The organism is Bartonella grahamii ATCC 700132 (assembly GCF_000518085.1).
Classification (GTDB): Bacteria; Pseudomonadota; Alphaproteobacteria; order Rhizobiales; family Rhizobiaceae; genus Bartonella; species Bartonella grahamii.
On record NZ_JACX01000020.1, the window covers coordinates 1 to 14,382 of the forward strand.

At 38.5% G+C, this 14,382-nt stretch carries 12 protein-coding genes; 5 read left to right on the top strand and 7 right to left on the bottom strand.

Annotated elements, in window-relative coordinates; genetic code table 11:
• Positions 1-12: 12 nt before the first annotated feature.
• The 4 genes from tuf to rpsL form a co-directional block, all read right to left on the bottom strand.
• A complete protein-coding gene (tuf, locus tag U736_RS0106830; RefSeq protein WP_012755022.1) occupies positions 13-1,188 on the bottom strand; it encodes an elongation factor Tu in 1,176 nt (391 codons plus the stop codon).
• Between the two features lie 62 nt (positions 1,189-1,250).
• Complete coding sequence (gene fusA / locus U736_RS0106835; protein ID WP_015856588.1) at positions 1,251-3,335, bottom strand: elongation factor G; 2,085 nt, start codon at positions 3,333-3,335, stop codon at positions 1,251-1,253.
• Positions 3,336-3,359: 24 nt separating this feature from the next.
• Positions 3,360-3,830 (bottom strand): 30S ribosomal protein S7, encoded by a 471-nt coding sequence (gene rpsG / locus U736_RS0106840; RefSeq protein ID WP_015856589.1) that lies wholly within the window; start codon positions 3,828-3,830, stop codon positions 3,360-3,362.
• 18 nt (positions 3,831-3,848) lie between these two features.
• Positions 3,849-4,220 carry a 30S ribosomal protein S12 gene (gene rpsL / locus U736_RS0106845; RefSeq protein WP_005773262.1) on the bottom strand — a complete coding sequence of 124 codons (372 nt, stop codon included), beginning with the start codon at positions 4,218-4,220 and terminating at the stop codon, positions 3,849-3,851.
• A gap of 490 nt (positions 4,221-4,710) precedes the next feature.
• Between rpsL and xth the strand changes: the two genes are divergently transcribed.
• From xth to U736_RS0106870, 5 genes are all read left to right on the top strand, one after another.
• Positions 4,711-5,493: an exodeoxyribonuclease III gene (gene xth, locus U736_RS0106850; RefSeq protein WP_015856590.1), complete on the top strand. Its 783-nt coding sequence runs from the start codon at positions 4,711-4,713 to the stop codon at positions 5,491-5,493.
• 122 nt (positions 5,494-5,615) lie between these two features.
• Entirely contained in the window at positions 5,616-6,521 is a 906-nt protein-coding gene (locus U736_RS0106855) for a transporter substrate-binding domain-containing protein (protein ID WP_015856591.1), read from the top strand.
• Between the two features lie 141 nt (positions 6,522-6,662).
• Positions 6,663-7,415: an amino acid ABC transporter permease gene (locus U736_RS0106860; protein ID WP_015856592.1), complete on the top strand. Its 753-nt coding sequence runs from the start codon at positions 6,663-6,665 to the stop codon at positions 7,413-7,415.
• 2 nt (positions 7,416-7,417) lie between these two features.
• Positions 7,418-8,134, top strand: a complete 717-nt coding sequence (locus U736_RS0106865; RefSeq protein WP_026500528.1) for an amino acid ABC transporter permease — start codon at positions 7,418-7,420, stop codon at positions 8,132-8,134.
• An 11-nt stretch (positions 8,135-8,145) separates the two neighbouring features.
• Positions 8,146-8,892, top strand: a complete 747-nt coding sequence (locus U736_RS0106870) for an amino acid ABC transporter ATP-binding protein (RefSeq protein WP_015856594.1) — start codon at positions 8,146-8,148, stop codon at positions 8,890-8,892.
• A 102-nt stretch (positions 8,893-8,994) separates the two neighbouring features.
• On the opposite strand, the gene U736_RS0106875 is transcribed toward U736_RS0106870, so the two are convergent.
• The 3 genes from U736_RS0106875 to U736_RS0106890 form a co-directional block, all read right to left on the bottom strand.
• The gene (locus U736_RS0106875) at positions 8,995-9,786 is read right to left on the bottom strand and encodes a tetratricopeptide repeat protein (protein ID WP_015856595.1); all 792 of its coding nucleotides are present in this window, start codon (positions 9,784-9,786) and stop codon (positions 8,995-8,997) included.
• A 1,140-nt stretch (positions 9,787-10,926) separates the two neighbouring features.
• The gene (locus tag U736_RS0106885; RefSeq protein ID WP_015856596.1) at positions 10,927-13,650 is read right to left on the bottom strand and encodes a valine--tRNA ligase; all 2,724 of its coding nucleotides are present in this window, start codon (positions 13,648-13,650) and stop codon (positions 10,927-10,929) included.
• Between the two features lie 137 nt (positions 13,651-13,787).
• Positions 13,788-14,354: a DUF2497 domain-containing protein gene (locus U736_RS0106890; RefSeq protein ID WP_015856597.1), complete on the bottom strand. Its 567-nt coding sequence runs from the start codon at positions 14,352-14,354 to the stop codon at positions 13,788-13,790.
• Positions 14,355-14,382 lie beyond the last annotated feature (28 nt).

Below are 14,382 nucleotides of genomic sequence, written 5' to 3' on the forward strand. Positions count from 1 at the left end.
AACAAGCATTATTTATTCAATGATTTTAGAGACGATACCGGCACCAACAGTACGACCACCTTCACGAATAGCAAAACGAAGCTTCTCTTCCATCGCTATCGGAACGATCAACGAAACATCCATGGCAACATTGTCGCCTGGCATAACCATTTCCGTTCCTTCTGGAAGCGTAACAATACCTGTAACATCCGTCGTACGGAAGTAAAACTGAGGACGATAATTCGTGAAAAATGGTGTATGACGTCCACCTTCATCTTTTGTCAAAATGTAAGCTTCTGCTTTAAAACGTGTATGAGGCGTAACAGATCCTGGCTTTGCCAATACTTGACCACGCTCAATCCCTTCACGGTCAACACCACGAAGCAGAGCTCCTATATTATCACCCGCTTGACCCTGATCTAAAAGCTTGCGGAACATTTCAACGCCTGTAACCGTCGTCTTAGACGTTGGACGAATACCGATAATCTCGATTTCCTCTCCAACTTTAATAACACCACGCTCAACACGACCCGTAACAACGGTTCCACGACCCGAAATCGAAAATACATCCTCTATCGGCATCAAAAATGGTTGATCAACAGGACGTTCAGGGGTTGGAATATAATTATCAACTTCACTCATTAAAAGACGAACAGCATCTTCACCAATGCTTTTATCCTTATCCTCAAGAGCTGCCAACGCAGAACCTTTAACAATTGGTATATCATCGCCTGGAAAATCATATTTGGATAAAAGTTCCCGAACCTCAAGCTCTACAAGCTCCAAAAGTTCTGCATCATCAACCTGATCAACTTTATTAAGAAAAACAACAATTGCTGGAACACCAACCTGACGCGCAAGCAAAATATGCTCACGTGTCTGAGGCATTGGACCATCAGCTGCTGAAACAACCAAAATAGCACCATCCATCTGTGCTGCCCCTGTGATCATGTTCTTCACATAATCAGCGTGTCCTGGACAATCAACGTGCGCATAGTGACGATTTTCCGTTTCATACTCAACGTGCGCTGTAGAAATAGTAATTCCACGTGCGCGTTCCTCTGGGGCAGCATCAATTTGATCATAGGCTTTAAATTCACCAAAATATTTCGTAATCGCTGCTGTCAACGAGGTCTTCCCATGATCAACGTGACCAATCGTACCAATATTAACATGCGGTTTTGTTCGTTCAAACTTGCTCTTCGCCATCTGAGCTCTCCATTTTCCGTCCAAGCCAAGGACTAAGTTAAAAATTAATTACCAACCTGAAATTACGCGTATTTCTTTTGAATCTCCAAAGCAACAGCCGAAGGTACAGGCTCGTAATGATCAAACTGCATTGTGTACTGTGCACGCCCCTGACTCATAGAGCGAAGGGTATTCACATAACCAAACATATTTGCCAAAGGAACCATCGCATTCACAACCGTTGCAATACCGCGCGCTTCAGTTCCCGAAATCTGTCCCCGACGAGAATTGAGATCACCAATAACATCACCAACATAATCATCTGGTGTAACAACTTCCACCTTCATGATCGGTTCAAGAAGCTGTGCACCAGCCTTCTTTGCTCCATCACGAAAAGCTGCACGAGCAGCAATCTCAAAAGCCAAAACCGAAGAATCAACATCGTGATAGCCACCATCAATAAGTGTTGCTTTTACACCAAGCATAGGAAAGCCTGCAAGAGGACCTGACCCCATAACACTTTCAATCCCTTTTTGGACGCCGGGAATATATTCTTTAGGAACAGCACCACCCACAATCTTCGACTCAAAAATAAAGTCATCACCATCATGAGGCTCAAAAACAATTTTCACACGAGCAAACTGACCAGCACCACCCGATTGTTTCTTGTGCGTATAATCAATTTCCGCCATTTTAGTAATTGACTCACGATAAGCAACTTGAGGCTGCCCAACATTTGCTTCAACCTTAAATTCACGGCGCATACGGTCAACAATAATATCAAGATGAAGCTCACCCATTCCAGCTATAATAGTCTGACCAGATTCCTCATCCGATTTAACACGAAATGAAGGATCTTCGGCTGCCAGACGATTAAGAGCAATACCCATTTTTTCTTGATCTGCTTTTGTTTTCGGTTCAATTGCAATCTCAATAACAGGCTCTGGAAATTCCATCCTCTCCAAAATAACAGGCTTCAAAGGATCACAAAGAGTATCACCTGTTGTCGTCTCTTTAAGTCCTGCAAGAGCAACAATATCACCAGCAAATGCTTCTTCAATATCCTCACGAGAATTTGAATGCATTTGAAGCATACGCCCCAAACGCTCTTTCTTCTTTTTCACAGTATTCTCAAGAGAAATACCTTTCTGAACTTTACCTGAGTAAATACGACAGAACGTCAACGAACCAACAAAAGGATCATTCATAATTTTAAAAGCAAGCATAGATAGTGGAGCATCATCTGAAGATTCGCGTGTCGTCTCAGTCTCAGTCTTCACATCAATACCACTAATTGCCGGAACATCAACTGGAGAAGGAAGATAAGAAACAACAGCATCCAAAAGCGGCTGAATTCCCTTGTTTTTAAAAGCTGTACCACAAAGAACCGGATGAAACTGAACTTCTACTGTCCCCCTACGAATGAGAGAAACAAGCTGTTCATTGGTTGGCATAACACCTTCTAAATAAGCCTCTGTCGCAGCTTCATCAACCTCCACAGCCATCTCAATCAATTTCTCGCGATATTCTTCAGCTTTCTCTCTTAAATCAGAGGGAATTTCACTTATCACCGCCGAGGCACCAATAGAACCATCCCACTTTAAAGCCTTCATTTCTACAAGATCAACAACGCCTTCAAAGTCATTTTCAGCACCAATAGGCAACTGCAAAACAAGCGCTTTAGCACCCAACCGAGAACCAACCATCTCCACACTACGATAGAAGTCAGCTCCTATTTTGTCCATTTTATTAACAAAAACCATACGAGGCACACGATATTTCTCAGCTTGCCGCCAAACAGTTTCCGTCTGAGGCTCCACACCAGCATTTGCATCCAACAAAGCTATTGCACCATCAAGAACACGCAAAGAGCGCTCAACCTCAATCGTAAAATCAACGTGCCCTGGCGTATCAATAATATTAAAGCGACGCTTCCGACCGTCACGCCCTTCCCAAAACGTCGTTGTCGCAGCAGACGTAATCGTAATACCGCGCTCCTGCTCCTGCTCCATCCAATCCATCGTAGAAGCACCATCGTGGGTCTCGCCAATTTTATGATTCTTGCCGGTATAGAACAGAATACGTTCAGTCATCGTAGTCTTACCAGCATCAATATGCGCCATAATACCAAAATTACGATAATCTTCAATTTTATATTCGCGAGCCATTATATTTGCCTTAGTTTAAAACTTCTACCAGCGATAGTGAGAAAAAGCACGATTAGCCTCAGCCATACGATGAACATCTTCACGCTTTTTCACGGCAGAACCGCGATTATTAGCCGCATCCATCAGTTCACCAGATAAACGCTCAATCATCGTCGTTTCATTCCGACCACGTGCCGCAGCGATCAACCAACGAATAGCAAGAGCCTGACGACGATCAGGACGAACATCAATCGGAACTTGATAAGTAGCACCACCAACACGGCGTGAGCGAACTTCAATATGAGGAGCAACATTCTCTAAGGCCCGATGAAATAGAGCCACAGGGTCTGTTTTTACTCTTTTTTCTACAGAATCGAGCGCACCATAAACAATACGCTCTGCAACTGATTTTTTACCATCAAACATAATGGCATTCATAAATTTCATAATAACCAAATCACCAAACTTAGGATCTGGATTAATTTCACGCTTTTCTGCTCTATGACGACGGGACATTGGCTTTGTCTCTCAATATTATTTTGGACGCTTTGCGCCATACTTTGAACGACGCTGTTTACGATTCTTGACACCCTGCGTATCAAGCAAACCACGAATAATGTGATAACGAACTCCTGGCAAATCTTTCACACGACCACCGCGAATCATCACAACAGAGTGCTCTTGAAGATTATGTCCCTCTCCAGGAATATAACCAATCACCTCAAATCCATTCGTCAAGCGAATCTTAGCAACTTTACGAAGAGCAGAATTAGGTTTCTTCGGTGTTGTTGTATAAACACGCGTACAAACACCACGCTTCTGCGGATTCGACTGCAAAGCAGGAACCTTATTACGTTTAACTGGCGCTACACGCGGTTTGCGAATCAACTGGTTTACGGTAGGCATGCAACCTTCCTCTTTTCGATCTACATTCGTCTCACCCAATCGGGCTTTTCTATTTCATTTCTATCTACTCCAATAGAATCGGAACAGATATCTAAGTCTACACACAAAATCGGGCATACCTGCAAAAAAACAGTTCACCCGACCACAAGCAGAGAAGGCAATAGCCTTTTGCACTAGCATTTGCTTTTAATCTTCTTAACACCTGTGAATAATCTTTCGGTTCATATCCAAAACACCTGATCATATCCACATCGGTTATGTCCATCTCTAATAGCGAGAACACTTACATTCGTCAAGAACTAAACAGCAGAAAGTTTTTAAAAATGAAAATAAATTAAATTTTAAAACTTTAAATTTGCTTTTATCGCTACTCTTGATAAATCAATTTACCATAGTAATATCCCTATAAATAAAAAAGTAGCAATGTGACTGTAATAAAACATGAATGCAGTAAATTGAATTGCATACTTGATATCTAATGATGAGCGCCATGAAAATAGCAACGTGGAATATTGCTGGAATAAAAGCACGACATGAAACATTATGTCAATGGCTGCAGCAGAGCCAGCCGGACATAGTCTGTTTACAGGAAATTAAAAGTATTGATGAAAATTTTCCACGCGATGCAATTGAAAATTTAGGTTACCATATAGAAACACACGGACAAAAAAGTTTTAATGGTGTTGCGATTCTCTCTAAAAAAACACCAGATGAAGTGATCCGTCGATTACCAGGCAATGATAATGATGAGCAGACACGTTACATTGAAGCTGTTTATTCAACAAACAAAGGTGTTGTTCGTGTTGCATCTCTCTATTTACCAAATGGGAATCCTATTGAGAGTGAAAAATATTCCTATAAAATAGAATGGATGGAAAGATTATATACACATGCAAAATCATTGCTTGCGTATGAAGAACCCCTTATTCTAGCGGGTGATTATAATGTCATCCCCGCTCCATTAGATGCAAAAAAACCTCAAGAATGGTATCAAGATGCCTTATTTCTTCAAGAAACAAGAAAAGTATTTCAACGTATTCTTAATTTAGGTCTTTACGATGCTATCCGGAATGTCACTGATACTCCCTCCTTCAGTTTTTGGGATTTTCAGGCGGGTGCTTGGCCTAAAAATAATGGGATTCGCATTGATCATTTATTATTATCACCAGAAGCTGTTGATCAGCTTATTTGCGCTCATAGTCAAACAGAAGTAAGGGGATATCAAAAACCATCCGACCACGTTCCTGTTTGGATTCACCTTAATATCAATTAAGAAAGTACACCCCCCATTATGAAACAACAAAAAAATTCCACTCAAAAATAATAACTATGCTACACCATGTAAACAGTATATCTTAAACAGCTAAAGTAAAGATAAATGAATGGAGGACATAAATGAAGAAATCATTATTAATGTTTATTGCAGCAACGGCCATTGGTTTCACAAGCGTCGCGCATGCTGAACATGATACTCTTGAAAAAATAAAACGAACAGGGGAAATTACTTTAGGTGTCCGTGAATCATCTGGTTTAGCCTACGCCCTTGGTAATAATAAATATGTAGGTTTTCATACAGAAATGGCAGAACGTATCATTGATGATATCTCAAAAAAAATTGCTAAACCAATTAAAATTCATTATCTTCCTATCACTTCTCAAAATAGAATTCCTCTCTTAAAAAATAAAACCTATGATTTTGAGTGCGGCTCAACAACAAATGATATTGCCCGCAGTAAAGAAGCAGCATTTGCTTATACGACATACATTGAAGAGGTTCGGATTGCTGTAAAGAAAAACTCTAACATTAAATCTCTTGACGATTTAAATGGAAAAACAGTCGCAACGACCACCGGTACAACATCTGTTCAACTTATTCGTAAAAACAAACGTGCAAAAAACATTCAGTTTAAAGTTTTAAAGGGGAAAGATCACGGAGATAGTTTTTTATTATTAGAATCTGGTAAGGCAGATGCTTTTGTTATGGATGCTTCAATTCTTGCTGGACATATTGCTAAATCAAAGAATCCATCTGATTATGTCATTCTTGATACTGTACTTTCAGTCGAACCTATCGCCTGTATGCTCAGATTAAATGACAAAAAATTTGAACAAACAATCAACGATAGTATCGTACGTCAGATTAAAGATGAATCACTTGAAAAGCTTTATAATAAGTGGTTTATGAAACCGATTCCACCTGCTAACACTGTTATGAACCTTCCCTTGTCAAAACAAACAAGATATGCTTGGGATCACCCAAATAATAAGCCTCGAGAAAGCTACACAGAGAAAGATTTATAAAATTTAATAAAGAAGAACCACACTCTTTAAAAATTGAGTGTGGTTTATATTTTAATTCACTTTTTAATAAATTTGGCCTATGTAGATGCGCTTAATTTATTGTCCTATTTGTGAATGACTAATTTGAGGGAATATCAATTAATGGACTTTTCTTTCCTTTGTAGAGATGACCTTACCCAAACACTGTTAACAGGATGCCTGGGAACTCCTGGCGTGAGTCATACCTATTTAGATACACTTCTCGATGGCTTAAAAAATACGGTTATATTGTCTATCACTTCACTTATCTTAGCTGTATTGTGTGGTGTTATTATAGGAACAATGCGCACTTTACCCAAAACATCGATAATCAATTATATATTTCGCACTATCGGTGCTATTTGGGTAGAGATTATGCGTAATATTCCCCTCCTTGTACAAGTATTTTTGTGGTATTTTGTTGTTCCTAAAATTTATCCACCAGCGATGAAATTTTCCCCTATTCTCTTAATAACATGCGCATTAGGATTCTTTACATCTGCACGCATTGCAGAACAGGTTCGTTCAGGCATTGAAGCGATTCCTTCTGGACAACGTTATGCTGCTATGGCAATGGGGTTTACAACTTATCAAAGTTATCGCTATATTATACTACCACGTGCTATACGTACAATTATGCCGCCTCTTACTTCAGAAGCAATGGGCATTGTGAAAAATTCGTCTATAGCATTCGCCGTTTCAATAAATGAGCTCATGCAATTTCAATACCAAGCAATTGAAGAGGTAAGCCATGTCTACGAAAATTATTTGCTTGTTACGATTCTTTATATTCTAATAGCCTTATTCGTATTCATTGTGATGACAGTCATTGAACAAATACTCAAAATTCCTAATTTTCAAACAAAGGGAAATTGAAAATGATGAATTTCATAAGCTCTCAGTTTGGACTTTATTTTCCTTTCAATTTTTCCGACTTTGATTTTTCCTTTTTTACCTTTGATGTATTTCGTTCTTACATTTTATCAGGTTTGCTCTTTAGCGTTTTTCTAACTCTTTTTGCAACGGTATTGGGGTTTTTTTTCGGCACCCTTTTAGCAATGATGCGCCTTTCTTCCATAAAACTTCTTTCTTGGTTTGCAATCGTTTACATAACAGCTATGCGTTCAATACCACTTGTGATGGTTATCTTATGGTTTTTCGTGCTTTTGCCTTTTTTAACCGGTACATCCATCGGTGCAAATAAATCAGCACTCATTACCTTTACCGCATTTGAAACGGCTTATTTTGCAGAAATTATGCGTGCTGGCATAAACTCAGTTTCGCAAGGACAAAAATATGCAGGACAAGCTCTCGGAATGACATATTGGCAAAGTATGTACATTGTCATTCTTCCTCAAGCCTTTAGAGACATGCTACCAGTTTTTTTAACACAAGTTATTATCCTTTTTCAGGATACAACCCTTGTTTATGCAATCAGTGGCAACAGTCTTTTAAATGGTTTTGATATTGCTGCTAATAATTTTGGTGTAAAGCAAGAAGCTTATATCTTAGCAGCTGTTTTCTATTTTGTTATCTGTTTTACACTGTCACAAATAGTTTTGTATTTACAAAAAAAAGTATCCATTATTCGCTAATAGGAAAAAAAATGTCTACTCATATGATCGAAATAAAAAATGTTTCTAATTGGTATGGCGAAATTAAAGTCCTTAAAAACTGTACAACCAACATTAATAAAGGAGAGGTCGTTGTCGTTTGTGGTCCATCAGGATCAGGAAAGTCAACACTCATTAAAACTATTAACGCTCTCGTTCCTTTTCAAAAAGGTGAAATTTGGATTAACGGAGTACCAGTTCATTCAAAAAAAACGAATCTGCCTAAATTGCGAAGTCAGGTGGGAATGGTATTTCAACACTTCGAGCTTTTCCCCCATTTATCTGTCACAGAAAATTTGACAATTGCGCAAATCAAAGTCCTAAAACGAAGCAAAAAAGAAGCACTTGAACGTGGATTGTTGTATCTTGAACGCGTTGGGCTGATTGAACACAAAGATAAATATCCTGGTCAACTTTCTGGAGGGCAACAACAACGTGTTGCTATTGCACGTGCCTTAACTATGGATCCACTTGTCATGCTTTTTGATGAACCAACATCTGCTCTAGATCCTGAAATGGTAGGTGAAGTGCTCGATGTCATGATTAGCTTAGCAGAAGAAGGTATGACGATGATTTGTGTAACCCATGAAATGGGATTTGCACAAAAAGTCTCGGAGCGTGTTATTTTCATAGATCAAGGAACAATTCTTGAAGACTGTTCATCTAAAGAATTCTTTTCTGATCCACAAGCGAGAACACCAAGAACGCAAGAATTTTTGTCTAAAATCTTAAGTCATTAGCCGTTATATTATCACAAAAAGTTATCTCTGCTGTAAACTTAGACACAAGACAGTAGAGTTTAATAACGGATGAGAGAATGTAAAAATATTACAATCAGATGTTTAAAAACTGTTATTTTTTAAAATATCAGCAACCAGTGAAATTGCTGTACGTCTCTCAAATTCATTACAAAGAGCAAAAGCCTGTTCTTGCAAAGGGCGAATCCAATTTCTGTCTTTTACATTAGCTTTTTCATAGGCAGCAGTTAACAATGCTGCCCCACGGACAATTTTTCCTTCTTGAAGCAGCATATTTCCAAGCATTGCTTGGGCGGAAGGATTTCCTTTTTTTGCTGAAAGTTGAAACCATCGTGCTGCTTGTATAAGATTCTTCTCCCTTCCCTCTCCCTTTAAAAATATTTTTCCTAAATGATACTGAGCTTTAGGATTTCCATAGTTCATCGCAGCCTGCATATAAAGATGAGCAGCATAAGAAGGATCAGGTTTCACAGGTGATTGAGGAATACCTTTTTTTATATATCCCGCAAGTTTAACCAATGCATCAGAAACATAACTTTCATCCTCTGAACCAAGATCAGCACCTTTTTCAACAATATATGCAAAAAAATGATATGCCTTATAATCATTTTTAGGGACACCATCACCGTTTGCATAGATAGAGCCAAGTTTCCAATTAGCACCAATATGGCCTCTCTTAGCCGCGCGACGTAATGCTGCAATAGCCTGATTTATATGTCCATCTTTATAAGCAGACATACCACGTTTAAAAAAATAAAACGAACCATCATTCGCTTCTTGCAAACTATTGACATCTATTGCATAAACAATCGAAAAAAATCCCCCTAAAATCACAACAATAGTGGCTTTTTTCCATATCTGAAACCTATTAACCATTTCCCCCCCTATCTCAATTTTAATGATTATATCTGTTACAAATTTCTTTGTAGATATTTAAACCCGTTTTCTTAGTAAGAAACACACGCGATTTTAAAGTAAAAATTTAAAAAAAAGATCAATAAATTAAAACCATCCAAAATGTTCGATAAAATTAAGTATCCATTTTTATATATAACAAATTGATTTTTAAATATAAATCATCATTCTATATTTTGTAACACCTCCTTTAACATTCTAGGATTTATTGATTTTAAAATTGTATACGTATGAATAAAAATCGCTCAATAAAATAACGTGCATTAAACAGCAACTTGAGAACGAAGAGAATACATGATGAATGGTAAGCGTTTAAGCATAAAAAACAATACGAAAGATAAATAAATATAATGATGATCGTTAACTTATAACTTCACAACTGCCTTACCATCTTAAAGATGAAGTTTTTTGCCACCGTCAATCTATAAATAATACAGCTTTTTGTTTAACAGATTCCACCTGACATCATTTCACATGGGGTTAATTCATACTTTACACACAGGCCCTACCTCAGAATACTCACCACTACATAAAACAAAAATACCACATGTGTAATTTTACATACCTTATATTGCTACTCTAAATGATGATGTTTTACAGCAATAAAACAACATATTGATTTATAATGATAATTTACATTTTTTTGCATGTTGAATGAGTCCCTAGAATATCGTAAGATTCTCTCATTCAAAACCTGTTCCATGTTGAATCAATCAAAACCATCCGCTTGCACATTACAAGCAGAGAGAGCTATGTGGATAAAAACTCTGTGTAAGAAAGAACTAGAAATGACTCTCATGAATGGTCTTAAGTGCCAAATCCTTGTCCGGATTGGGTGGGATGGTGCCAGCGCTTGTTACTTCACAAGCGTAAAGAAGGGGAGCTCAATGGATTTACCGTTATACCATTCATGATTTCCGTCGTGAAATAGGCTCGGGTACCTTAAAAGATGTTCCTTTAATGATAAACATAAAACAATGGATTTCAGTAGAGATTTTATGATCGTTCATGAAAAACTAACAAAAGAAAAAGTTTCTTTAAAGAAGATCTACACCAGCCCTAATGGTATGAAATCATCCATCAAAAAATAAAAAGCTGAAATCAATCCAACCGCTCTAAAGCAACAAATATTTTCTTCTGCGCTGCACGCAGTTCTACAACCCTGTTCCGTTCACGCTCAACAATTTCTGCTTTTGCATTTGCTATAAATTTGGGATTGTTTAACTTAAGCGATATTTTTTCAATATCTTGTTCAATTTTACTGACATCCTTCCTCAAACGAACACGTTCAGCCTCCAAATCAATCAACTGTCCTAATGGTAAACAAAAAATAGCCTCTCCCAAAATCATTTGTGCCGATACTTCCGGAACTTTATCAGAGAAATCAATAACTTCAATACGCGCTAATTTTTTAAGAAGTGCATCATAACGCTTCACACGCTCTCGCGTTACTTCCCCTCCTTCAACAACAACAAGAGGTGCTTGTGTAGCCACTGGAATATTCATTTCAAAACGTACAGACCGAATCCCTGTAACGACATCAATAAGCCAATTAATATCATCAGCAGCTTCTTCATCTATCAACGTTTCCTCTGGCCATTTTGTCAATGCGAGCATATCCTCACGCTTGATGGCTTGTGTTTCTGTAAGAGACCACAACTCTTCCGTCATATGAGGCATAAAAGGATGAAGAAGTTTATAAACTTCATCTAAAACCCAAGCAGTACAAGCTTGAGCCTCATTTTTAGCATCTTCATTTTCCCCCTGAAAAATAGGTTTGAGAAGCTCCAAATACCAATCACATAATGTATTCCAAATGAAACGATAAAGTGTGGCAGCTGACTCATTAAATTTATAGTGTTCAATACCAGTCGTCACTGCTGAAATCGTTTTAGATAACTCTGTTAAAATCCAACGATTAAGCGCCAGTTTTGCTTGTTCTGGCTTAAAAGTTGGATCATGCTTCACACCATTCATCTGTGCAAATCGAGTAGCATTCCACAATTTCGTAGCAAAATTACGATAACCAGCAATACGGGAAGCATCAAGTTTTACATCACGACCTTGTGCTGCCATAATAGCTAAAGTAAACCGAAGTGCATCAGCACTATATTGATCAATAAGCTCTAAGGGATCAATAATATTTCCCTTTGATTTTGACATCTTCGCACCCTTTTGATCCCGAACAAGAGCGTGCACATAGACCGTTGGAAAAGGAACGTCACCCATAAAGTGAAGTCCCATCATCATCATACGAGCAACCCAGAAAAAAATAATATCAAATCCTGTCACGGATAAAGATGATGGGTAAAAAGTAGATAATTCAGTCGTTTTATTTGGCCATCCTAATGTTGAAAAAGGCCAAAGAGCTGATGAAAACCAAGTATCTAAAACATCCGGATCACGGATTAATTCAACAACCTCACCATAATGAGCAAAAGCTGAATCTAAAGCCTCTTTTTCACTTTTTTCAACAAAAACCGTTCCATCAGGACCATACCAAGCAGGAATCTGATGTCCCCACCACAATTGGCGAGAAATGCACCAAGGTTGAATATTTTCCATCCAATTGAAGTAAGTCTTTTTCCAGCTATCAGGAACGAACCGCGTTTTGCCTTGTTGAACAGCCTCTATCGCTGGCTTTGCTAATTCAGCAGCATGAACATACCATTGATCTGTCAAAAACGGCTCAATAGGGACACCACTGCGATCTCCATGAGGAACCATATGGGTATGATCGTCCACAGAGGCTAAATATCCCTGTTCTTCCATCAAAGAAACAATCTTCTGGCGCGCAAAAAAACGATCAGATTTATCGAGATTTTCTACTAACATTTTTAATTCATCTGATAAAATCAAACCATCAAAAAATGCTTCATTTTCACGGAGAAAAATCTCGGCTTTTTGGGTAAAAATATTGATCAAGCGTAAATGATTACGCTGTCCTACTTCAAAATCATTAAAGTCATGAGCTGGTGTGATTTTTACAGCACCACTTCCAGCTTCAGGATCAGCATGCGTATCACCAACAATTAATAACCTACGACCAACAAGTGGCAAAAGAGCATTTTTACCGATAAGATTTTTATAACGCTCATCTTCAGGATTAACGGCAATTCCTGTATCACCAAGCATTGTTTCTGGTCGTGTTGTCGCCACTGTTATAAAAGTTGTCGCATCATTTGGATCAAAAATTTTACCCTCAAGTGGATATCTAAAGTGCCACAAATGTCCTTGAACTTCTTTTTGCTCAACTTCAAGATCTGAAATAGCTGTCAACAATTTAGGATCCCAATTGACGAGGCGCTTATCCCTATATATCAACCCTTGCTTATAAAGCGTGACAAAGACTTCACGAACTGCCTGCGACAACCCCTCATCCATTGTAAACCGCTCACGCGACCAATCACATGAAACCCCAAGGCGACGCAACTGGTTTGCAATAACGCCTCCAGTTTCATAACGCCACTCCCAAATACGCTCAATAAACTTTTCTCTCCCCATTTCTTGACGCGTTGGCTCTTGGCGTTCTGCAAGTTGACGCTCTACAACCATTTGTGTAGCAATCCCAGCATGATCCATACCAGGCTGCCACAAGACATTTCTGCCACGCATCCGCTGAAATCTGACTATTATATCTTGAATTGTCGTATTGAGCGCGTGCCCCATATGAAGTGAGCCCGTAACATTAGGAGGTGGAAGCATAACGCAAAAAGATTCTGCACCGCTTTTAGAACCAGCTCCCACTTTAAAAGCCCCACGAGTCTCCCATCTCTTTGCAACCCGTTGCTCTATAGAGGCAGCATCATAGTTTTTTTCTAACATTCTATCCATCCATAACGCCGCTGAAAAACACAATATATGATCAAATCCCGATCAAAAACCCGTGATTTTCAGCCATTCACTAGAGAGCTCGCAAAATCGCAAACAAAATTCTCATAAAATGAAAAACATAAAAACAATTAAGATGATTTTTTAATCGCTTTCACAATCTCTTCACGCAAAATATCTTCCAGCAAAATAGGCAATTTAGACTGTAACCATTCTGCTATAGCCGGACGCAACACATCCTTTGCAATCTTTTCTGCAGAAGAAATACAATATGCAGACAATTCCACATGACCATCCCCTCTAGCTTCTGACTGTGATTTCCTTATCTCATCTTCATATTCTTTTGCTTTATAAACAGAATTCCGTTCTTCAGAAGAAAGCTTCATCTTTTGCATATCCATACCAACTGTATTATTTTCTGCCTCTATATCCTCTTTCTCTTGCGTTATCTTCCCCCCTTGATTTTCAGAAGAAAGACCAATACGATCAGCTAAAGCTTTCATAGCATCATCAACCGATAAGGTTGTATCATAAATACCCTCTGATGCAGATTCTGAACGACCTTCCGAAGCATTCACTGCAACATCTTCATTTAAAAAGTGATCAGATTGAACCGCATTTTCTTCGATTATTTCACGAATAGATGTTAAAATTTCATCCATACTTGGCTCACGTAACACGCTTGAACTCTGTACCATACTTTACAACCTCTCAAAGACGCAACAA